The organism is Streptomyces caatingaensis (assembly GCF_001187435.1).
Taxonomy (GTDB): Bacteria; Actinomycetota; Actinomycetes; order Streptomycetales; family Streptomycetaceae; genus Streptomyces; species Streptomyces caatingaensis.
On the sequence record NZ_LFXA01000002.1, the window covers coordinates 1,036,795 to 1,059,037 of the forward strand.

15 protein-coding genes and 1 pseudogene are annotated in these 22,243 nt (G+C 75.4%); 6 read left to right on the plus strand and 10 right to left on the minus strand.

All coding sequences use genetic code 11. The features are described from left to right. The first annotated feature begins 139 nt into the window (after window positions 1-139). The 4 genes from AC230_RS05180 (at window position 140) to AC230_RS05195 (ending at window position 5,470) form a co-directional block, all read left to right on the plus strand. On the plus strand, window positions 140-847 hold the full coding sequence (locus AC230_RS05180) for an RraA family protein (protein WP_049714697.1): 708 nt from the start codon (window positions 140-142) through the stop codon (window positions 845-847). 243 nt (window positions 848-1,090) lie between these two features. Then, a complete protein-coding gene (locus tag AC230_RS05185) occupies window positions 1,091-2,560 on the plus strand; it encodes an FAD-binding oxidoreductase (protein ID WP_241833080.1) in 1,470 nt (489 codons plus the stop codon). A gap of 89 nt (window positions 2,561-2,649) precedes the next feature. Beyond that, window positions 2,650-4,419, plus strand: coding sequence for a sugar-binding protein (locus AC230_RS05190; RefSeq protein WP_049714699.1), 1,770 nt, complete (start codon window positions 2,650-2,652; stop codon window positions 4,417-4,419). 211 nt (window positions 4,420-4,630) lie between these two features. After that, window positions 4,631-5,470 (plus strand): helix-turn-helix domain-containing protein, encoded by an 840-nt coding sequence (locus AC230_RS05195; protein ID WP_049714700.1) that lies wholly within the window; start codon window positions 4,631-4,633, stop codon window positions 5,468-5,470. A gap of 3 nt (window positions 5,471-5,473) precedes the next feature. On the opposite strand, the gene AC230_RS05200 is transcribed toward AC230_RS05195, so the two are convergent. Further along, window positions 5,474-6,922 (minus strand): amidase, encoded by a 1,449-nt coding sequence (locus tag AC230_RS05200; protein ID WP_049714701.1) that lies wholly within the window; start codon window positions 6,920-6,922, stop codon window positions 5,474-5,476. A 492-nt stretch (window positions 6,923-7,414) separates the two neighbouring features. Between AC230_RS05200 and AC230_RS05205 the strand changes: the two are divergent. Both AC230_RS05205 and AC230_RS05210 read left to right on the plus strand, forming a co-directional pair. Continuing rightward, window positions 7,415-8,596: pseudogene (locus AC230_RS05205) on the plus strand (amino acid adenylation domain-containing protein); the annotation flags it as partial. A 70-nt stretch (window positions 8,597-8,666) separates the two neighbouring features. Further along, a complete protein-coding gene (locus tag AC230_RS05210) occupies window positions 8,667-9,440 on the plus strand; it encodes an aminotransferase class IV family protein (RefSeq protein WP_049714703.1) in 774 nt (257 codons plus the stop codon). A gap of 22 nt (window positions 9,441-9,462) precedes the next feature. Here the strand turns inward: AC230_RS05210 and AC230_RS05215 are convergent, their stop codons facing one another. The 9 genes from AC230_RS05215 to AC230_RS05255 all read right to left on the minus strand — a co-directional run bounded on the left by AC230_RS05215 (window position 9,463) and on the right by AC230_RS05255 (window position 22,213). Beyond that, entirely contained in the window at window positions 9,463-10,845 is a 1,383-nt protein-coding gene (locus AC230_RS05215) for a cytochrome P450 (protein WP_049714704.1), read from the minus strand. A gap of 245 nt (window positions 10,846-11,090) precedes the next feature. Beyond that, window positions 11,091-12,275 carry a GDSL-type esterase/lipase family protein gene (locus AC230_RS05220; RefSeq protein WP_049714705.1) on the minus strand — a complete coding sequence of 395 codons (1,185 nt, stop codon included), beginning with the start codon at window positions 12,273-12,275 and terminating at the stop codon, window positions 11,091-11,093. Continuing rightward, window positions 12,272-12,877 carry a TetR/AcrR family transcriptional regulator gene (locus AC230_RS05225; protein ID WP_049714706.1) on the minus strand — a complete coding sequence of 202 codons (606 nt, stop codon included), beginning with the start codon at window positions 12,875-12,877 and terminating at the stop codon, window positions 12,272-12,274. The genes AC230_RS05220 and AC230_RS05225 overlap by 4 nt, the downstream gene beginning before the upstream one ends. Window positions 12,878-12,955: 78 nt before the next feature. Next, window positions 12,956-13,789: a pentapeptide repeat-containing protein gene (locus AC230_RS05230; protein ID WP_049714707.1), complete on the minus strand. Its 834-nt coding sequence runs from the start codon at window positions 13,787-13,789 to the stop codon at window positions 12,956-12,958. Window positions 13,790-13,842: 53 nt separating this feature from the next. After that, the gene (gene polX / locus AC230_RS05235) at window positions 13,843-15,567 is read right to left on the minus strand and encodes a DNA polymerase/3'-5' exonuclease PolX (RefSeq protein ID WP_049714708.1); all 1,725 of its coding nucleotides are present in this window, start codon (window positions 15,565-15,567) and stop codon (window positions 13,843-13,845) included. A 433-nt stretch (window positions 15,568-16,000) separates the two neighbouring features. Continuing rightward, complete coding sequence (locus AC230_RS05240) at window positions 16,001-16,591, minus strand: TetR/AcrR family transcriptional regulator (protein ID WP_049714709.1); 591 nt, start codon at window positions 16,589-16,591, stop codon at window positions 16,001-16,003. A gap of 38 nt (window positions 16,592-16,629) precedes the next feature. Continuing rightward, window positions 16,630-17,256, minus strand: a complete 627-nt coding sequence (locus tag AC230_RS05245; RefSeq protein WP_049715045.1) for a CBS domain-containing protein — start codon at window positions 17,254-17,256, stop codon at window positions 16,630-16,632. A 233-nt stretch (window positions 17,257-17,489) separates the two neighbouring features. Next, window positions 17,490-20,405 carry a tetratricopeptide repeat protein gene (locus AC230_RS05250; RefSeq protein ID WP_049714710.1) on the minus strand — a complete coding sequence of 972 codons (2,916 nt, stop codon included), beginning with the start codon at window positions 20,403-20,405 and terminating at the stop codon, window positions 17,490-17,492. Then, window positions 20,402-22,213, minus strand: a complete 1,812-nt coding sequence (locus AC230_RS05255; protein WP_049714711.1) for an HSP90 family protein — start codon at window positions 22,211-22,213, stop codon at window positions 20,402-20,404. Before AC230_RS05255 ends, AC230_RS05250 begins: the two co-directional genes overlap by 4 nt. Window positions 22,214-22,243: the final 30 nt, after the last annotated feature.

The following is a 22,243-nucleotide window of genomic DNA, read 5'->3' on the forward strand; positions in this document are numbered from 1 at the left end:
GCCACGGCGGTTACGCTGCCGGCTGTGCGCTCGTTTCCCTCCAGCCTCCCAGCGGGAGCCGGGGGCCAGGGAGATGAGAACCGGTCGAGGGTCCGTGCGGGCGGGCCCCGCGGGACGATGACCCGGGAGGGGAAGAGCGATGGACCACCAGGAACTCCGGCGGCGCTTCGGGACGTTGACCACCGCCCACGTCGCCGACGCCTGCGTGCGCGCGGGCGTGCCGGTGCGGTGCGGCCCGGCCGGGCTGACCGCCGTGGAGGGCGGGGCGCGGCTGGCGGGGCGGGTGCGGCCGGCGCGGCACGTCGGGAGCGTGGACGTCTTCCTGGAGGCGTACGAGGCGGCCGCGCCGGGGGACGTGCTCGTGGTGGACAACGGCGGGCGTCTGGACGAGGCGTGCGTCGGGGACCTCGCCGTGCTGGAGGCCCGGGCGGCCGGGCTCCAGGGCCTGGTGGTGTGGGGCCTGCACCGCGACACGGCCGAGGTGCGGGCCATCGGCCTGCCCGTCTTCAGCCTGGGGTCGGTCCCCGCCGGCCCCCTCCGCGTCGGCGAACGCCCCGACGACGCGCTGACGTCGGCCCGCGTGGGCGAGTGGACGGTCAGCGCGGCGGACGTCGTCCTCGGGGACGACGACGGCGTCCTCTTCGTCCCCGCCGACCGCGCCGCCGGACTCCTCGCCCTGGCCGGGACGATCCGCGACACGGAGCACCGCCAGGCCGAGCTGATCCGCGCCGGCCGCACCCTGCGGGAGCAGGTCGGCTTCGCCGGCTACCTGGCCCGCCGCCGTGAGACGCCCGCCCTGACCTTCCGCGAGCACCTCCGGTCGGTGGGCGGGGCGATCGAGGAGTGAGGGGGGGCGGGTGGCCGGAAAACGGTAGGTGCCGATTCCGCGCTGCACGGCGGAACGGTCCACAGCGACAATCGGACGATCCGTCTAATCGTGAAGTAATTGCCCTGCGGTCCCCCTTTCCCGGATCCTGGTGGTCCGTGTACGACGGGGTGGTGCCCGGAGGGTGGGGTCGGCATGGAATGGCGGGTGGAGAGGGGCGATCCCCGGTACGAAACGCTCAGCCAGGGATTCAATCAGCGGTGGGTGAGCGAGCCGCGCTACATCCAGTTGGTCCATGACGACGTGTCGGCCGTCCAGGCGGTCCGCGAGGCCGTCGGGAACGGCCTCCGGCCCACCGTCCGCAGCGGCGGCCACTGTTACGAGGACTTCGTCGCCAATACGGGCGGCGTCATCCTCGACATGAGCCTCATGAACGATGTGCAGCGGGGCGTCGACAAACGGGGCCTGCCCGCCTACGTCGTGGAGGCGGGCGCCACCAACTGGGATGTCGTCACGACCCTGTTCCGCCGCTTCGGGAAGGCCGTCCCCGGCGGTTCCTGCTATTCCGTCGGCTCGGGCGGCCACGTCGCGGGCGGTGGCTTCGGCTTCCTCTCCCGCCGCCACGGGCTGGTGGTGGACCACCTGACGCAGGTGGACGTGGTGACCGTCCGGGGCGGGCCGGACCAGCCGCCCGTCGTCGAGGTGACCCGCGCCCACCGCGACGACGAGGGCCCCGAGGGCGAACTGTTCTGGGCCCACACCGGCGGGGGCGGCGGCAACTTCGGCGTCGTCCTGCGCTACTACTTCGCGCACACCGTTCCCGAACCCCCGCCGCACGTCTGGCTCAGCAGCATCGCCTGGCCCTGGCAGGGCGACGACGGCCTGCTGGCACACCCGGAGGACTTCGCACGGCTGGTGGAGAACTTCGGCACGTTCTTCGCCGCGCACAGCGGAAAGGACGAGCAGGTCCACCGCGGCCTGTTCAGCATTCTGAAACTCACCCACAAGGCCAACGGAAACGTCGTCCTGCTGAGCCAGTGGGACGAGGAGGACCCGGGCCCGCTCGACGCCTTCGTCGGCGCCATGGAGGCGGGAATGACGACGCGTTCGACCGCGCAGCTGTTCAGCGTCGGCGGCATCGCGGTGCATCTCCCGGAAAAACGCCGCCGGATGCCCTGGTTCCAGGCCACCCAGACGGTGAACGGCTCCGGCGACAACCAGCGGGGCAAGTACAAGTCCGCCTATCACCGGCGCCCGTTCACCCCGGACCAGATCGCGTCCCTCCATTCCTGGCTCACCGAGGACGTCCCGGGCGCGGACATGTCGAAGACGCTCGTCCAGGCCGACTCCTACGGCTGCCGGATCAACGTCCCGGCTCCGGGCGACACGGCGGTGCCGCAGCGCGACTCCGTCCTCAAGCTCCAGTACCAGTCGTACTGGACGGACAGCGCGGAGGACGCCCTCCACCTCGACTACATGAGGCGCTTCTACGCGGACGTCTACCGGGAGACCGGCGGCGTGCCGGAGATCACCGACGAGCGCCACGACCGTGCCACGGACGGCGCGTACGTCAACTACCCCGACACCGACCTGGGCGTCGCCACCGACCCGGACCCCGCCTATCCCCGCCTGTACTACAAGGGCAACTACCGCCGCCTGCAGGCGGTGAAGCACTTCTGGGACCCGGGGGACGTCTTCCACCACAAGCAGTCCGTCCGTCCGCCGAGGGCGTGAGGGCGCGCGCGGCGGGGTGGTAGACATGTGCCCGGCACCGCCGGCACCACCCCACCCCGCGCGCGTTCCCCCGGGAAAGGACGGTTCGTGTGAGACCCCACCGTTCCCTGCTCGCCCTCTCCGTGGCGGCCGGACTGCTCGGCAGCGGTCTGTCCGCACCCCCCGCCTCCGCCGCCCCGCACCGCGATCCCGCCCACGCCGACGTCCTGTTCGTGGGGGCGCACCCCGACGACGAGTACCAGTCACTGGCCACCTTCGGACAGTGGAAGGAGCGCCGGGGCACCCGGACCGCCGTCGTCACGATCACCCGCGGCGAGGGCGGCGGCAACGCCGCCGGGACCGAGGAGGGGCCGCCGCTGGGGATGATCCGGGAGACGGAGGAGCGGTCGGCGGTCGGGCTCGCCGGCATCCGGGACGTCTACTACCTGGACAAGCCCGACTTCTGGTACACGCTGTCGGCCCCGCTGACCGGCCGGGCCTGGAACAGACCGCCGCGGCGGCCGGACGACACCCTGGAACGGCTCGTGCGGATCATCCGCGCGACCACCCCGTACACCGTCGTGACCATGGACCCGCGCCCCTTCGGCCAGCACGGCGCCCACCAGCAGGCCGGCCGGCTGGCGGCCCACGCCTTCCGGCTGGCCGCGGACCCGGGGGCGTTCCCCCGGCAGATCGCCGTCGAGAAGTACCGGCCCTGGAAGGCGGACCGGCTGCTCGCGCAGAACTGGGGGTTCGGCGGACCGTCCGGCCCCCGCTGCGAGGCCCGCCCGGCGAAGGACCCGCGCAGCGGCCTGCCCGTCGTCGGCGTCTGGCCCGGCGCGCGGTCCCGCGACGGCCGGACGTGGGCGCAGATCGAGCGGGACGCGGCCCGGCGCTACGTCACCCAGGGCTTCGGCTCGCTGCCGGCGAAGGTCACCACGCCCCCGGAGCGGATGCCCTGCGAGTGGTACACCGTCCTCGCGCGCGGCGGCCGGCCCGTCCCCGCGCCCGTCCGCGCACAGCGTCGACTGCGGCCGCTGTACGCCGAGTTCCGCGACTGGACCCGCCGGGCGGGCATGCCCTGGCTCGCGAACGGCGCCCAGCCCGCCTACCCCGCCCGCCCCTCCGCCACCGTGCCCGAGGCCGCGAGGGCGCCGGTCGTGGACGGCAGGGCGGTTCCGGGGGAGTACCCCGGACCGGAGGTGGCGCTCGGCCACTGGGAGGGGACGCCGTGCGCCCCGGCCGACTGCTCCGCCACCGCCCGCCTCACCCGGCACCGCGACGACCTCTACGTCCTCGTCCGCGTCACCGACGACCGGCAGGGCGCGGCGCTCGACGCCCGCACCGACTGCAAACGGCACTGGCGCACCGACGCCGTCGAGATCGCCCTCGACCCGGGCGGGCGTTCCGACGACACGTCGACCGTCCTCAAGGCCGGGATCCTGCCCTTCACCGCCCACGGCGGCGGCGCCTGCGCCGCGCGCGACGCCGACAACCACCAGGGCCCCGCGCGGGAGATCACCGTCGCCTCCACGGTGACCCGGCCGTACACCGGCTACACGGTCGAGGCGAGGATCCCGCTGGCGCTGCTCCCCGCGGCGGCCGACCCGGAGCGGCTCACCGCCAACATCCTGGTCTACGACTCGGACACCGGGGACAGGACGGGCAAGTCCCGTCTGGCGTGGGCCCCGTACACCGGCGCCCAGGCCGATCCGTACGTGTGGGGAACGCTGCGTCTGCCGGGGTACGTACCGCCCTCCGGGCGTCCGCCGCGCTCCGCGACGCTTCCGCTGGACGCGGCGCGGAGCGCGGACTCCCGGGCCTCCGTCGAGCAGTACCGCCGCACCGGAGTGCCGCTCGCCGGAGGCCCGCGGGCCTGAACTCCCGGGAGGTGCCGGCCGAAGAGGAGGCGCTCGGCCCCGGCACCTCCCGGGTGCCCCCGCTTTCGACACCCCGTCCCCCGTACGGGGTGTCGAGATGCCATCCTGACGCGATGTCCGCCGCGAACGCTTGTAAGCTCTTGCTCATTCGTTTTCGGCCCTGGCAAGCGTTTACTGAATTTTGGCGCGTCGGCTGCGTACAGTTGCGGATGTGGCACTCGAACGGCGCAGTCATCTGAGCACCGACGACGTTTTCGTGGCGGACGTGCGGTGCGGGGATCCCCCGCACGGCTGGAGCGAGGTGCGTCCGGCCGCCGTCTTCGGGCTGCTGCTGGTCAGACGCGGGGTGGTGCGCGGCCGAGTCGAGGGCGTCGAGCAGCTGCTGGACCCGACGAACGTCTTCCTGGAGCGCATGGGCAGCGAGCGGCAGTTCGCGCACCCGTGCTGCGGCGTCGCGTACACCGAGATCGTGCTGTCCGAGCCGAGCATGGCCGACGTCCTGGGCGGCGACCCGGTCGTCCCCGAGGGATCGGCCTACACGACGCCCGAAGTCGACGTGATGCACCGGCTGTTACTGGCCCGCATACGCTCCGGGGACGGCGACCCCTTCGAACTCGCCCAGCGCACCGTCGATCTCGTCAGCACCGTCTTCGAGCAGCTGGCCCCGGCCCGGGTGGCCAGCGGGCAGCCGGCCACGGCCGCCGCCCGCAGACAGGTGGTGGACGACACCCGGGAAGTCCTCGGCAAGAACCCGCTCATCGGGCTCGAGGGGCTCAGCCGGGCGGTGGGCTGCTCGCCCCACCACCTCAGCCGCGTCTTCTCCGCCGTCACCGGCACGACCCTCACCCACTACCGCAACCGGCTGCGCGTCGCCGGCGCCATGGACCGGCTCAGCGAGGGCGAGACGGACCTGCGGCTGCTGGCCAACGACCTCGGCTTCACCGACCAGGCCCATATGACGCACGTCGTCCGCAAGACCGCCGGGCTGCCCCCGGGCCGGCTGCGGTCCCTGCTGGGGACGGGCGACCGGTGGCCGGAGGCGGCGGGCTGAGCGTCAGGCCGCGTCGTTCCCGGCCCAGACCTCGGGCAGGCGGCCGCTCCACGGGCGGGCCCGCTCCAACTGGCCGGCCAGCCGGAAGAGGACGTCGTCCCTGCCGTAACCGGCCGCGAACTGGAGGCCGATGGGCAGGCCGGTCGCCGCGTCCGACTCCAGGGGGACGGACATGGCCGGCGTCCCCGCGATGTTGAACACCGCCGCGAACGGCGCCCGGTCGAAGAGCCGGCCCAGCCAGCCGGGCGCGTCCAGCTCCCCGGCGCCCTCGGCGTAGGCGCCGAGCGGCAGCGGCAGTTCGGGCACGGTCGGCGTCAGCAGCACGTCGTAGTCGGTCAGGTGGCGGCCGAGGCTGCGGGAGACCCGGTTGCGCATCGCGAACGCCTCGACCAGCTCCGCCGCGGTCGTCCGCCGGCCGTAGCCGTAGCAGTTCAGCAGGACCGGTTCGAGGGTGGAGGCGTCGACCGTGCGGCCGAGGGCGGCCGCGATCCCGTCGGCCCACGGCGCGAGGTGCGCGCACCACAGCCGGGCGTTGCCGACGACGAACTCCTCCCAGGACGCCCCGAGTTCGGCCGTGGCCTCCTCCACCCGGTGGCCGAGCTCCGCCAGCAGCGCCACCGTGCGCGCGACGGCCGCGGCGACCGGGGCCGTCGCGGCGCGCCCGCCCCAGGGGCGGGTCAGGACGCCGACGCGCAGGGTGCCCGGGTGCCGGGACACCTCGTCCAGGTACGGGCGGACGGGCCGGGGCGCGACGTACGCGTCGCCCGGCTCGGGGCCCTGGATCCGGTCGAGCAGCGCCGCGCTGTCGCGCACGGTGCGGCTGACGCAGCCGTGCACCGCGAGCCCGCTGTACGCCTCGTCCGCCTCGGGGCCGGGGGAGACCCGGGCCCGCGTCGACTTGAGCCCGAACAGGCCGTTGTAGGCGGCCGGTACGCGGATCGAGCCGCCGGCGTCGGTGGCGTGGGCCACCGGCACGATCCCGGCGGCGACGGCCGCGGCGGAGCCGCCGCTGGAGCCGCCGGGGCTGAGGGAGGTGTCCCACGGGTTGCGGGTGGGGCCGTGGAGGACGGGCTCGGTGGTGAGGCTGAAGCCCATCTCCGGCGAGGAGGTGCGGCCGAAGGTCACCAGACCCGCCCGGCGCAGGCGCCGCATCAGGAACGAGTCGGCCGGGGCGGTGGCGCCGGCCGCGAGCCGGCTGCCGAACTCCGCCCGCTTTCCCGCCATCGTGACGCCCAGGTCCTTGATGAGGAACGGCACCCCGGCCAGCGGCGTACTGCCCGGGACCGGCACGTCCTCCCCCGGCCACGTCTCGATCACCGCGTTGAGCCGCGGGTTGACCGCCTCGACCGCGGCGAGGGCCGCCGCCTCCAGCTCCCCCGGCTCCACCTCCCCCCGCGCGACCATCCCGGCGAGGCCGACCGCATCGAAGCTCACGTACTCGGACCGTTTCATGACGCCCCCGTCCGTCCTGCGGATCCGTGTGTGGGAACGGGTATGACACGGAATTCCGGGTGCCACAAGAAGGTTGGCAGGATGATGCAGGGAAAAGAAATGTGAACCGTCATCAAATTGCTGGAGGAAGTGAATCCGAATGGCCCCCGTACAGCGGTTACTTCATCCGGGCGGGCGGAATTGGCAATTCATTCCGTAGAGTTCCGCAAGGCGGTCCGACCGGTCGGTGCCACCGGCCGTGCACCCCCGGGGAGTTGTCCGCCCCGGGGTGTTGCTCCCGTTTCGCCCCCCGTGCGGGCGATGCCAATCGGCCATTGACACGGCTTCGCCGTCTCAACAATGATCGATCCGTCGCACAGGGATCCGTGCCGTCACCCGCACTCACAGGAAGGTCTTCCGCCGAGGGAAGGGCGAGCTTTGCCGGCCACACCAGCGTTCCCCCGTTCCGCCCCCGGGCCGTCCGGCGCACCCGCCGCGGACCGCGTCCCGGCCCGGCCCCCCGCGCCCGAGGGCCTGACGGCGCGCTTCGCGCGGCAGGTGCGCGAACGCCCCACCGCGCCCGCCCTGGTCTGCGCCGACGAATGGCTCGACTACGCCACGCTCGACCGGCACGCCAACCGGCTGGCCCACGCCCTGACCGCCCGCGGCGTCGGCCGCGACGACCTCGTCGGCCTGCACACGGGCCGCTCGGCCGCCCTCGTCGTCGGCGTCCTCGGCATCCTCAAGGCCGGCGCCGCCTACGTCCCCCTCGACCCCGCCCTGCCGCCCGCCCGGCTCGCCCGCACGACCCGGGACGCCGGCCCGGTCCTCGTCCTCAGCGACGCCCCCGAGCCGCCCCCCGGCTGGGCCTCGCTCTCCGCCGTCGCCGCCGAGGGCACCCGCACCGACGACCCCGGTGTCCGGGCGCGGCCGGACGACCTGGCGTACGTCCTGCACACCCCCGGCCCCGCCGGGGTCCTCCACGGCGTCATGACCACCCACCGCGGCGTCCTCAACCTCCTCGACGACTGGACCGCCCGCTTCGGCACCACCCCCGGCGCCGCCATGGCCATGTGGCCCGGCATCGGCTACGACGCCTCCGTGCAGGAACTGCTGCTGCCCCTGGTCACCGGCGGCGTCCTGTACCTGGTGCCGGACGAGGTGCGCGACGACCCCCCGGCGCTGACCGACTGGATGCGCCTGCACCGCGTCGTCCGCGTCCTGCTGCCCCCGGCCTGCGTCCGCTGGCTCGGCGAGGCCCCCCGGGAACGCCTCGCCGGGCTGTCCCTGCGGCACGTGCTGACCGGCTCCGAACCGCTGCCCGAGCACGTCCTGCACCGCATGGAACGGGCCCTGCCCGGGCTGCGGATCCTCCACGGCCACGGCCCCACCGAGACGGCCCTCAACTGCACCGCCCACCTCGACCCCCGGCCGCTGCCCCGCTGCGCCCCCCTCGGCCGGCCGATCGCCAACACCCGGGCGCACGTGCTCGACGAGCGGCTGCGGCCCGTGCCCGCCGGGGCGACGGGCGAGCTCTACGTGGGCGGCGCGGGCGTCGCCCGCGGCTACCTCGGCCGGCCGGGGGCGACCGCCTCCCGCTTCGTGGCCGACCCCGCCGCCCCCGGGGAGCGGATGTACCGGACCGGCGACCTGGTGCGGCGGCTGCCGGACGGGACGCTCCAGTTCGTCGGCCGGAACGGCGCGTAGGCCGGCCTGTGCTGACCGGCGCTCGCCCGCGCCCGCGGCCCCCTGCGACACTGGCGGCGTGATGGAACTCAACGGACGCCCCGCCGACCCCGACGCCCTCGCGACCCTCGCGCTGACCAACTACGGTCACTTCACCACCATGCGCGTCGACGACGGCCGGGTCCGCGGCCTGGGGCTGCACATGGAACGGCTGGCGGGCACCTGCCGGGCCCTGTTCGGCGCCGAGCTCGACACGGACCGCGTCCGCGCCTACCTGGTGCGCGCCGTGCCGGCCACGGGCTCCCTCGTGGTCCGGGTGACCGTCTTCGACCCGTCCCTCGACCTCGGGCACCCCTCGGCGGCCGCCGACCCGCACGTCCTCGTCACCACCCGCCCGGCCGGCGCCCCGACCGCGCCCCCCTTCCGCGTACGGACCGTGCCGTACGTGCGCGACACCCCGGCCCTCAAGAACGTCGGCCTCTTCGGCCTCCTCCGCGCCCGCCGCGAGGCCCAACTGGCCGGGTTCGACGACGCGTTGTTCGTCGGCCCCGACGGCCGCGTCTCCGAGGGCGGCACGTGGAACGTGGCCTTCGTCGACGGCGCCGGCACGGTCGTCTGGCCCGAGGCCGACGTCCTCCCCGGCATCACGATGGCCCTCGTACGGCGGGACGACCACGCCCTCGCGAAGGTCACGACCGCCGATCTGCCGTCGATGCGGGCGGCGTTCGCGACGAACGCGGCGGTCGGGGTACGGGCGGTCGCCGCGGTGGACGACGTCGCCCTGGACCCCGGGCATCCGGTTGTCGCGGCCCTGCAGGAGGCGTACGCGGCGCTGCGGGGCGAGCCCGTGTGATCTCCCCCCGCCCGGCCCGGGGCTAGTCCGCGTCCGGCCGGCGGGCCCGCGCCACCGTGCGCATCGGCAGCTCCTGGGGGCTCAACGCGAGCCGGGGGACGGGGCGTACGGGGCGTCCGTCCGCGGGGCGCAGGTCCCAGCCGGCGACGATCGTCGCCAGGACGAGGGTCGCCTCGGTGAGCGCGAAGACGTCGCCGATGCACTTGCGCGGACCGCCGCCGAACGCCACGAACGCGGTGCGGTGCGGCGCGTCACCGGTCAGCCAGCGGTCGGGGTGGAAGCGCTCCGGATCGGGGAACAGGTCCGGGCGGCGGTGCAGGAGATAGGCGCTGTAGACCACGGCGGTGCCGGCGGGGATGGTGTGGCCGCCGAGCCGGGTGTCGTCGGTGGTGGTCCGGGTGAGCACCCAGGCGGGCGGATAGAGCCGCAGGGCCTCGGTGACCACGGCGCCGGTCAGGGCGAGGGCGGGCAGGTGCTCCGGGCCGGCGGCGGGGGCGCCGTCGAGGACGGCGTCCACCTCCGCCCGTACGCGCCGGGCCACGTGGGGGTGGCGGGCCAGCAGGTGCAGTGACCAGGCGAGGGTGGTGCCGGTGTTCTCCGTGCCGGCGGCGAAGAAGGTGACGAGCTGGTCGGCGATCTCGTCGTCGGTCAGGCCCCGGCCCCCGGGACGGCCGTCCCCCGGCGGGTCGTGCCCGGCCGACAGCAGCATGGACAGCAGGTCGCCGTCGTGGAGTTCGCCGGAGCGGTGGTCGGTGACGAGCCGGTCGATCGCGGTGCGCAGGCGGGCGCGCGCCCGGTCGTAGCGGCGGTTGGCGGGGGTGGGCAGCCGGTCGGCGGACGGGGGCAGCAGCGCGCGCCGGGGGATGCCCGCCACGACGGCCGCGAAGTCGTCCATGAGCCGGGCCAGTTCGCCGGAGCCCGCGGGCCGCGCCGGGTCGCCGCCGAACATCGTGACGATGGTGGTCCGGGCGCTGATCGTGTGCATCTCGGTGATGACGTCCACCGTTCCGCCGTCGGTCCACGCGCCGGTGACCTCCGTCACCTGGCGCCGCATCGTCTCGGCGTAGCCCGGCATGCGGGCCGGGTGGAAGGCGGGCTGGAGCAGGCGGCGTTGGCGGCGGTGGTCGCTGTACGGGCAGCTGGCCAGCCCGTTGCCGGTCAGCTCGCGGATCCGGTCGTACAGCGGGCCGCCCTTGTCGAACGTCCGGTCGTCGCGCAGGACTTGACGGGTCAGCTCGGGGTCGCAGACCACGACCGCCCGGTGCGGGCCGAAGCGGACCTGGACCAGGTCGCCGTGGCCCGGGAGCGCCGCGAGGAACCCCAGGGGGTCGCGCAGCAGGGGGAGGGCGTGGCCGAGTACGGGGAGCGCGCGGGGGGCGACGCCGTAGGCGCAGGTGGTCTTCACGCAGTCCCCGTGCCCGTCCCGTATCGTCCGAATCCCCGGCAAGTGGGGTGTGCGGGGGCAAAGGCGGGGTGAAGCCGCGGGCGGGGTGTCGCGCCGGTACGGAGCGCGCCCCTGGTGCGGTGTCGCGCTTCTGTGACGCACGTGCGCAGGCCGGATGGCACGCGCACGCACCGGACGAGCGGTCGTGCGCGGGCGGCCGGCGCCGGTGCGCACGCGTGCGGTCCGGCGCCGGCGGTGCCGTCCCGTCAGGCCCCGCGCTCCCCGAAGGGGCCGTCGGCGGCGAAGACCAGCTCGGCGAAGCGCTCGCCGATGCGGCGGTGCCCGGCGCCGTCCGGGTGCAGGCCGTCCGGCAGCGGCAGTTCGGCGAAGTCGGCCTCGCCGTAGAGCTCCCGGCCGTCCAGGTGGAACAGGTGCGGGTCGTCGGCCGAGCGCTGCGCGACGATGCGCGAGAGCTCCTCGCGGATGACGCCGAGGGTCAGCTTGCCCTGCGCGGTCTCGGCGGGGTCGCCCGTCGCGACGAAGCGGAGCTCGCCGGCGCGCAGCGCCTCCATGTCCGGCATGCCGGGCCCGGGGGTGTCCTCGTGGACGGGGCAGTGGAGGGGCGAGACGACCAGCAGCGGGGTGGTGGGGTGGCCCTCGCGGATGGTGTCGAGGAAGCCGTGCACCGCGGGCCCGAAGGCACGCCGCCGCATCAGGTCGAGGTTGACCAGATTGATGCCGATCTTGAGGCTGATCAGGTCGGCGGGGGTGTCCCGCAGGGTGCGGGCGGTGAACGGGTCGAGCAGGGCGCTGCCGCCGAAGCCCAGGTTGACCAGCTCGACGCCGGCGCGCGCGGCGGCCGTCGCGGGCCAGATGGCGGTGGGGCTCGCGGCGTCGGTGCCGTGGCTGATGGAACTGCCGTGGTGCAGCCACGTCCGGCGGCCGCGGTCCGGCACGGGCCCGACGGGGGCGTCGGTGCGCAGCGCGAGCAGCTCGGTGATCTCGTTGTGCGGCAGCCAGATCTCCACGTCCTTCTCGCCGCCGGGCAGCCCGGTGAAGCGGACGGTGCTGGGCGGGCCCGGCCGGTGCTCGGCGGTGCCGGCGACCATGTCGACCGTCAGGACGTTGCCGACGGCCACGCCGGCCGACCCGGCGGGACGGCCGTCGACCAGCAGGTCGTACACGCCGTCGGGGCGCGGCGGGATACCCGTGAACGTCCGCTTGGTGGCCAGGACGTCCAGCTCCACGGCGGTGGCGGCGGTGCGCAGGGCCAGCCGGACGCCGGAGGGCTGCGACTCGACCAGGGCGAGCTGCGGGTCGGCGCACTGGGCGCGGGCCCGGGCCGGCAGCCGGTGCGGCAGCACCCCCCGGGCGGTCCGCTCCAGTTCGAGGGCGCCGCGCACGAGGTCCGCGGTGATGGGGGTGGTGATCCAGTCGTACTCGGTGCTCATTGCCTCGGCCTGGGGTGGGGTTCGTCCGGGTGGTCGGGGGCGGGCCAGTTGCGCAGCAGGGCGTCGAGGGCGTCCACGACGCGGGCCCACGACTCCTGGGAGCCGGGCGCGCTGTGGCTGAAGCCGCCGCTCGCCTCCAGGCTCACGTAGCCGTGGAAGACGCTGCCCAACAGCCGTACGGCGTGGGTCCGTTCGGGCTCGTCGAGGTCGTAGCCGCGCAGGATCGCCCGCATCATGGCGGCGTGCCGGCCGCCGGCGCTCGCGGCGGCCGTCCCCGGGTCGAGCGGGAGGCGGGTCGCCGCGTACCGGCCCGGGTGCTCGCGGGCGTAGTCGCGGTAGACGTTCGCGAAGGCGGTCAGGGCGTCCTTGCCGGCCCGTCCGGCCAGGGCGGCGGCCCCGCGGTCCGCGAGCTCCTCCAGGGCGAACAGGGCGATCCTCGTCCTGAGGTCCTGCGCGCCCTTGACGTGCGCGTACAGGCTCGCGACCCGGACGTTGAACCGCCGGGCGAGCGCGGAGGGGGTCACCTGCTCGAAGCCTGCCTCGTCGGCCAGCTCCGCCCCGGCCTCGACGAGGCGCTGTGCGGTCAGTCCGGCGCGTGCCACGGTGCTCCCCTCGGTTGCCCGAACCCTTGCCTGAACCGATTATGGAGTTTCCTAAAGCCCTTAGGCAAGCGGGGGCGGCTACCGCGCCCAGTGGCCGGGCCGGGACAGGCCCTCCGGCAGCCGGGTCCGGCCGTCGCCGCGGGCCGCGTCGACCTGGAGCCGGGTGAGGAAGACGGCGCCCGTGAGATCGGCGCCGCACAGGTTCGCGTCCCGCAGGTCCGCGCCGATCAGGTCGGCGAACCGCAGGTCGGCGTCCCGCAGGTCCGCCGCGATCAGGCAGGCGCCGCGCAGATTCGCGCCGTTGAGGTCCGCGCCGCGCAGCCGGGCGCCCATCAGGTTCGCGCCCCGGCGCTCCTTCCCCCGCCCGCCCCGGCCGGCCCGCACCAGCTCGCTCGCGCGCAGGAGCACGGCGTTGACGTCCTGGCGCAGCGCCACGACGTCCAGCTCCAGGATCGCCTCCGGCGCCGACTCCGTCAGGCGCTCGGTGCGGCCGAGGAGGCGGCGGGCGTCGCGGTGGACGGGCCGGGCCCGCGGCAGGGACAGCACCTCCGCCAGGTAGCGGAGCAGCTCGTGCAGCTGCCGCATCACCGGGAAGACCTCGAACATCTGCCGGGCCGTCGCCGGGTCCTCCCGCCAGCTGCGGCCGCCGAAGGTCACCTGGGAGACCTTCTGGCCGGCGCCGAAGCAGTCGTAGACGGTGCAGCCCGCGAAGCCCTTCTCGCGGAGCGTGGCGTGCGTCCCGCAGCGGAAGTCGTCCCGCAGGTTGCGGCAGGGCTTCCCCGCCTCCTTGTCCGCCGCGAAGTCGGCCGACTTCGCGAAGGGCAGGGCCACGCAGCACAGCGCGAAGCAGTTCCCGCAGTCGGCGCGCAGGGAGCGGTCGTCGGGGGCGGGGGCTTCGCGTATGTCGGACACGTGCGCGTTTCCTCACGGCTGGGCAGGTGGTGAACGCCCCATGCTATCCGGCGCTATCCGGCGGCCGGCCGCAGGAAGCGGCGCAGCCGCTGCAGCGGCCAGGCGTTGATGACGTCGTCCTTCGTCAGCCAGCCGCGCTGGGCGGTCCCCACGCCGAAGCGCAGGTAGGGCAGGTGCGTCACGGAGTGCGCGTCGGTGTTCACGGCGAACTTCACGCCGTGCCGCCGGGCCCGCAGGATCTCCTCGTCGCCCAGGTCGAGCCGCTCGGGATGCGCGTTGATCTCCAGGGCCGTCCCGGTCCGCGCGCAGGCGGCGAAGACCGCGTCGAAGTCGGCGTCGATCGGCGGCCGTTTGCCGATCAGCCGGGTCGTCGGGTGCCCGATGATCGCCACGTAGGGGTTCTCGCAGGCGCGGACGAGCCGCCGGGTGAGCTCCTCGCGCGACTGCTTGAAGTGCGAGTGCACCGACGCGACGCACAGGTCGAACCCGGCCAGGAAGTCGTCCGGCCAGTCCACCTCGCCGTCCGGCCCGATGTTCAGCTCGGTGCCGTGCAGCAGCCGCATCCGGCCGTACTTCCCCTCCAGCGCGCGCAGCCGGTCGCGCTGCGCCAGCGCCTTCTCCCGCGTCATGCGCTGCATGGCCAGGTCCGGGGCGTGGTCGGTGACGGCGTAGTACGCGTAGCCGCGCCCGGCGGCCGCGGCGACCATGTCCTCCAGCGGCGCCAGCCCGTCGGTCAGATCGGTGTGGGTGTGCAGGTCGCCGCGGATGTCGTCCTCGGTGACCAGCTCCGGGAGCCCGTCCGCGAGCCCCGCCGCGATCTCGCCCCGGTCCTCGCGCAGCGTCGGCGGGATCCACGGCAGGCCCAGCCGCCCGTAGATCTCCTCCTCGGTCCGCGAGACGACCTTGCGGCCGCTCTTGACGCGGAAGAGCCCGTACTCGGAGAGCTTGAGCCCGTGCCGCACCGCGATCTCGCGGACGCGGATGTTGTGCGCCTTCGAGCCGGTGAAGTACAGCAGCCCCGCGCCCCACGCGTCCGGCGGCAGCACCCGCAGGTCCACCTGGAGCCCGTCCAGCGTGCGGACGGACGTCTTCTTCGGACCCCGGGCGATGACCTCCGCCGTGTACGGCAGGGTGCTGACCGCCTCCATGAACGGCTCGGCGCGCGCCGCGGCCACCAGCACGTCCACGTCCCCGATGGTCTCCCGCATCCGGCGCAGCGACCCGGCGACGGCGCAGTCCTCGCAGCCCTCGATCCCCGCGAGGTCGGCGACGATCCGCTCGGCGGCGTCGGCCGCGGCGGACAGCAGGATGCGGCCGCCGGCCTTCCTCAGCAGCTCGATGCCGTGGAGGATGTTCTGCTCGGTCTTCTCGCCGAAGCCCTTGAGGCCGCGCAGCCGCTCCCGGTGGATGGCGTCGAGGAGCTCGTCCACGGAGGAGACGCGCAGCTCCTCGTAGAGGGCGAGCGCCTTGCGGGGGCCGAGGGTGGGGATCGTGAGCAGCTCGCGGACGCCCGGGGGGACGGACGCGCGGGTCTCCTCGAAGGCCGCGACCCGGCCGGTGCGCAGGTACTCGATCACCTTCTCGGCGATCGAGCGGCCCACGTTGGGGATGCCGCGCAGCCCGTCGAGGTCCAGCGTCGAGACGTCCGCCGGGTGGCCGCCGACGGCGCGGGCGGCCTTCTCGTAGGCGCGTGCCTTGAACGCGTCGCCGCCGGTGATGGCGACGAGGTCGGCGTACTCCTGGAGCACCGCCGCGACCTCTTCGTTGGGCCGGGCCATGGTTTCAGCGTGCCACCGGCGCCGCCCGGCGGCGAGGCGGGGAGCGGGACCAGGGGCGGTGTCCGACCCTGCTGCGGCTCACGGCACTGCCGGGGGAGCGCGCAGGAGGAGGCCGAGGAGGCGGCGGCGGCCGTGCGGTGGGCCGGGGACGAGGCGGGGCGGCTCGCGTTCCGGGAGACGCCGGTGCGGTTCCCGTTCACCACCGCCGTGGTGGAGTGCTACGGGACGCGAAGTGAGGCCCCGGGGGCCCGGTCGAGGCGCTCCCTGTTCTCCCGCGTCCTCCCGCGCGGGCACGGCCGGCGCTGCGGCCGCCCGGGCCGGCCGCCGGGCAGGTCCGCCGCCAGGAACGCGGTCGCGGCGAGGACGCGGGGGACGAGGGCGGGCGGGGTCGCCGGTGGAGGGGCCGGGGTGGCAACTCCCCGCCCCCGCGGCCCTAGCGGTACGTCCCGACCAGCCGCGCCAGATGCTCACCCGCCGCCCGCAGCGGAGCCGCGTCCCGCGAGACCTGAGCCGCCAGCTCCGCCCCCTCCAGCGTGGAGATCACCGTGTGCGCGAGTGAGCGCGCGTCGTCCTCCCCGAGCCCCGCGGCGCACAGCTTGTCGAAGACCAGCCCGCGCCAGCGGGCGAACGCCTCGGCCGCGGCCTGCTGGATGCCGGGGGCGCGGCCGGCCGTGCCGAGGGCCGTGGCGGTCACGGGGCAGCCCTCGGCCCAGTCGGAGGCGCTGAGTTCCGCCGCGAGGGTCCGCGCGCACGCGACGAGCGCGCGGCCCGGATCCGGCTCGCCGTCGAGCGCCCGGCGCAGCAGTCCGGCGAACTCCTCGTCGCCGCGCCGGATCGCCGCGACGGCCAGCTCCTGCTTCCCGCCGGGGAAGAAGTGGTACAGCGAACCGAGCGTCGCCTCCGCCTCCTGGGAGATCTGCTTGATGCCCGTGCCGTCGTAGCCCTGCCGCTGCATGAGCCGGGAGGCCGCCCGGACGATCCGTTCCCGCGTGTCGACGGCGGGCTTCTCCGACGTGGTCTTCATGCCGCGAGCCTACCCGAGTAGAGCGTTCGTTCCGGGGCTCACTCCGCGGACGCGGACAGCTGGTGATCGACGCTCACCACACCGTCCACGCTCCGGCACAACCGCACCAGGACCGGCACCAGCCCCTCGTCCCGCACCGAACCGCTCAGCCGCACCTGCCCGTTGGACACCTCGACCCCGATGCCCGACGGCGGCTCGTGCAGCGTGCGCACCAGCACGTCCTCGATGATCTCCTGGCGGATGGCGCGGTCGTCGCGCAGGAACACCCGCAGCAGATCGCTGCGGCTCACCAGCCCCACCAGCCGGCCCGCCTCGTCCACCACCGGCAGCCGCTTGACGTGCCGCTCCTCCATCGTGCGGGCGGCCTCGACGACGCTCCACCCCGGGCGCGCGCACACCGCGGGGCTGGTCATCAGGCCCTCGGCCGTCGTCGCGTCCTGCTTGGCGACGGCCTCCGAGGAGGCGGACCCGTCCATCCGCTGGGCCGCCCTGGTCAGCAGGTCGGCCTCCGAGACGACGCCCACCGGGCGGTCGTCGTCGTCCACCACCGGAACCGCCGTGATGTCGTGTTCGTGCAGGACGTGCACGATCTCCGTGAACAGAGTGCCCCGCTGCACCCTGACCACCGAGTGGGTCATCAGGTCGCCGACGGTCCTGTGCTGCAACATGTCCAGTCCCTTCAGGTACGCACCCGGCGGCCGGGCGCGCGGCCGCGGTGATCACCGGGATCACTCCCAGCCTCGCATATGCGCCGACGGACCGGAGTGACGGCCTCCGCGGTCCACACCGCCGGGTGAGAGGGCGGCCGGCGGTGACCGCCGCGGAGCCCGCCCCCGGGCCGGGACACACCTCCGCCCCGGCGGCCGGCACGGGCCACCGGGGCGGAGCCGACGGGGCGTCAGTCCCCCGACGTAAGCGCGTACTTGACGAGGTTCTCCGCCTCGGAGCGGCGCGCCGCCGCCACCCCCTCCTCCTCGTCGCCGTACTCCGCGGCCACCGCCCGCGCCCGCGCGGCGGCCTCCTCGCCCCGGCCGAGATCGGCCTCCAGCCAGGCGGCCGTCAACTGCGCCGCCGTGCGCTGGTCCCGCAGGGCCGGGCCGCACGCGGCGAAGGCGGCGACGGCCCGCTCGACGTGGGCCAGCCCCTCCTCGTACGCCGCCCGTGCCGTGCCGTCGTCGTCCTCGTCGCCCGGCTCGCCGGCGCAGGAGCGGACGACCAGCTCGCCGGTCTGGCGGTGGGTCTGCGCGAGCTCCGCGCCCAGCGCCTCCCGCCGCTCGGGGGCCTCCGCCGCCTCCAGCGCGGCCGCGCACGCGCGCAGGGCCTCGGCCATCAGCTCCCGGGCCGCCGCCGGGCTGCCCTCCCGGCGCAGGGCCAGCCACGCCCGGGCGCGCAGGACGCGGACGGCTGCCTCCGGGCGGTCCAGCGCGCGCCACAGCGCCCCCGCCCGCTCGTAGGCCCGCTCCGCCTCCTCGTCCCGGCCCGCCCGGTCGAGGCAGTCGGCGGCCAGGTTGGCGAGGACGGCGTGGTCCTGCTGGTCCTCCCAGCCCTGGGCGACGCCCGCCGCCCGCAGGAACTGCCCGGCCGCCTCCCGGTGATCGTCCAGCGCCGCCAGGCACTCGCCGAGCCACCAGCGGGCCTGCACCACCTGGCCGTCCTCGTGGTGGCGCTCCAGATCGGGGAGGACGGCCTCCAGCACGGACGCCGCCTCCTCCGCCCGGCCCAGGTGGTGCAGCGTCCCGCCGAGCGTCAGCCGGGCCCAGGCGCCCAGCGTGCCGCCCTCGCCGGCCGCGTCGGCCCAGTGCGCGGCCTCCAGGGCGTGCGCGACGGCCGCCTCCCGCCGCCCGACGGCGGTCAGCGCGTCGCACAGCAGCAGGTGCAGGCGCGCGCTCGCGCCCTCGGACAGCCGGCCGGCGCCGTGCTCCAGGGCCGCCCGCGCCGCGCCGATCGCCGTCCCGTACTCCTCGCACGCCATCGCGGCCCGCGCGAGATCGGTCCGGGGCCCGGTCGCGTACCAGGAGAGGCCCGCCTCCTCCGCGACCTCCACGGCCCGCGCGAAGGCCGCGACCGCGCCCGCCGGGTCACCGGCCAGCAGGGCGGCCTCGCCGCGCAGTTCGTACGCGTCGGCGGCGCGGGCGCGCAACGGCCGTCCCGCCGCGGCGTGTTCCTCGGCGTAGGCCAGCGCCTCGCCGATCGCGCGCTCCAGCTCCCCGGCCCCCGGGGCGCCTTCGGCCCCCTCCCGCGACAGCCCCAGGAGCACCTGGCAGCGGTGGACCAGCGCCGTGGCGATCTGCCGGGGCGGCGCGCCCAGCCCGCGCAGGACCGCGCACTCGGCCTCGATCAGGGCCGGGGCGCCGGCGTCCCCGCCCGTCAGCCCGAGGACGAGCGCCCGGCGCACCCGGGCGCCCGCCGCGAGCTCGGGCCGGCCCGCCTCCTCGTACAGCGCCGCCGCCTCGTCGAGGAGGGCGATCCGCGCCTCCGGGCCGTCGCCGCCCAGCGCGGCGTGGTCGGCGATCTCGGCGCGGGCCAGCGCGTCCAGCTCCGCCGCCGGACCGGCGGCGCGGCGGACCGCCTCCCACGCCTCGTGCACGTCCTCAGCGAACTCCGCGGAGCGCCGGCGGGCCTCGGTCAGCAGCGCGTGGACGTCCCCGTCCCCGGGCGCCCGGCCGGCGGGCGCGGGGCGCGGCGCGGTGCCGGTGAGGAGCCCCCGCGCCCGTACCCCCAGCGGCAGCCGCTCCACCAGCGGGGCGGCGTCCATGCGCGCGGCGATCAGGTCACCGACGAAGGAGCTGCCGTTGCGCGCGTCGAAGCGGGCGGCCAGGGCCGACGCCTCGGCGCGGGCGTGGGCGTGCAGCGCGTCGGCGGTCCACGTGCGGCCGGCCGGGCCCGGCAACTCCTGGCCGCCCAGGCCCCGTTCGCCCAGGCGGCGGGCGAGCAGCGCGACGGAGGCGAGGAAGTCGAGCAGGGTGTCGGGGTCGCCGGACGGCGCGAAGTGGCCCGTCTGCTCGGCCAGGATCTCCAGGGCGCGGGCCTCGTTGCCGGTCAGCGCGCAGAACGCGATGTGGTCGGCGACGGAGGAGCGCATCGACTCCATGCCGCGGATCATCCGGTAGCCGCGCAGGTGGTGCGTGCGCGCCTCGTCGGTGCGGCCGAGCCGCACCAGCGGCAGGAGCGAGGACGCCAGGGCCACGTGCGGCTCGTGGGCGCAGGTGAACTCGCCGGCCAGGACCGGCGCCCACGTCTCCAGCGCCTCGGCCGGGCGGCCGAGGAGGTCGAGCCACGCGCCCTGGGTGTTGAGCTCGCAGGCGTGGCAGTCGCTCATCTCGTCGCGGTCGGCGGCCAGCCAGGCGGCGAAGGCCCGCTCGGCGCGGGGCAGGTCCCCGGTGTCCCGGGCGATGCGGAACTCGCCCTGGCGCACCGCCCGTTCGCTGTACCCGGCCAGCCGGTAGCGGTGCTCCATCTCCGCCTGCCACTTCTCGACGGAGGCCAGGGGGATGTCCGGCTGGTCGAGCATGCCGCTGGAGACCCACTTGAACATCCAGTGCAGCCGGTGGGCGGCGAACCCGTCGAAGTCCTCCGGCCGGTCGTCCCACATGCGCAGCAGGCGGGCGAAGGGCACGAACATCTTCTCCGACTCGGAGCTGAAGTTGTAGGCCGACAGCAGGTTGAAGAGGGCGTCGAGCAGCAGGGCGGTGTCGCCCGTCCGCCCGGCCTCCTCGACCAGGCGCTCGGCGCGGGCGTTGCGCGCGGGGCCCTCGGGATCGCCCATGTTCTCCTGGAGCGCCCGGCGGACGGCGGTGACGGTCGTGTCGCTCATCGGCCCTCCTCCGACGCGGTGGTGGGGTGGGCCGCCCACTCCAGCAGGCCCAGGAAGGCGCGGTTGAGCAGGGCCGTGTCGGCCGGCCGCAGCGGGCGCCGGGCCATCAGCAGCGCCTGCCCGTACAGCGCCTCGGCGGCGGTGCCCGCCAGGTCGCCGTCCGGCAGGGAGCCCAGGCGGCGCACCAGCGGGCTGAGGTGGTTGAGGACGAGGCGGGCGCGCGGCGTCCCGTCGCGCAGCGAGCCCAGGATGGACGTCCACAGGTCGTCCGCCGCGGACTCCTCCTGCTCGCGGGCCCGTTCGTGCCGGGCCGCCCGGTCGTCCAGGTGCAGCGCGGGGACGGTCACGGGCAGGAACGCCCGGACGACCACGTCGCAGCCGAGCGCGTCGAGGCGGGCGCGGGCCGCCGACAGGAAGCCGGACAGGGCCAGTTCGTCGGCCGCGTCGACGTGGTCGAGGTGCGCGGCGACCGTCTCGGCGTCCAGCTCGGCGACGGACGTGCCGGGACGGACGCGGGGGAGCAGCCGGACGAGGTCGGCGTCGAAGGTGTAGCCGCCGTTGACCACGCCGATGCCCTGGGCGGCGGCGACCGGCGCCACCTGCCGGAACTCCTCGACGCTCTCGGTGAAGTGGACGACGGGGTGGCGCTGGGCGAACTCCTCCAGCGACAGTGGCCCGTCGCTCGTCTCGAACGGCAGCCACGGCAGCATGGTGCGCAGCATCTCCGCGTCGTGCCGCGCCAGCGACTTGACGCCGAGGTGGTGCACCGCGAGGAAACCGCGCAGCCGGTCCTGGTCGCCGGCGGCGAGCTCGGCCAGCCAGGCGCGTATGCGCTCGCCCAGCGCCTCGCGGACGGCGGCGAGGCGCTCGTCGTCGTAGAGGCTCTCGCGGGAGGCGGTCGGGCGCAGGCTGTCCGTGTCGATGACGCAGCGGACGAAGAACGCCCAGTCGGGCAGGAGGTCGTCGGCGCGGTCGGTGAGCAGCATGCCCTTGAGGTGCACGCGGTGGCCGGCGCGCTGCGCCGGGCTGACCGCCCGCGGCAGCACGTACGCCACACCGCGCACGCCGGCCGCCGGGACGTCGAGGTCGATGCTGTCGAGCGGCGCGAAGCCGAACACCTCCCGGCAGTGCGCGGCCAGCGCGGCCCTGCGGGCCGCCGGGCCCGGGTGGGGGCGCTCCCACACGGCGGGCCGGTCGGTGACCGGGACGTCGCCGACGCGCACGTCGTACGGCAGGAGCGAGCCGAAGTCCTTGGCGAGGGCGGTGACCCGCTCCTCGGACAGCCAGTCCGCCATGCCGCGGCGGGCGTCGAGGTGCACGGTGGTCCCCGGCTCCCGGCGGGCCTCGTCGGGCAGGGTGCGCACGGTGTACGAACCGTCGTCGCGGGCCGTCCACTCGACGGGGGGCGCGTCGGGGGTCCTGGCCGAACGGCTGACGACGCGTATCTCCCCGGCGACGACGAAGCAGGCGAGCAGGCCGATGCCGAACTGGCCGAGGAACTCCGAGCGCGCCGACTCGAGCCCCTCCCGTTTCGAACTGCGCCCGATGGTGGCCAGCAGGTCGTGCACGTCGCTCTCGGTCAGCCCGACGCCGCTGTCCTCGACCCTCAGCCGGCCGTCCCCGGCGAGCAGCCGGACGCTCGCGGGTGCCGCGGGATCCGTGGCGCGGCGGGCGGTGATCGCGTCGACGGCGTTCTGCAGGAGCTCGCGCAGATAGACCTTCGGGCTGGAGTAGAGGTGGTGGGACAGCAGGTCCACCAGGCCGCGCAGGTCGACCTGGAAGGTGTGCGGTATCTGGTCTTCAGTCATCGTCGGCAGACTACTTCGTGGGTCGGACAG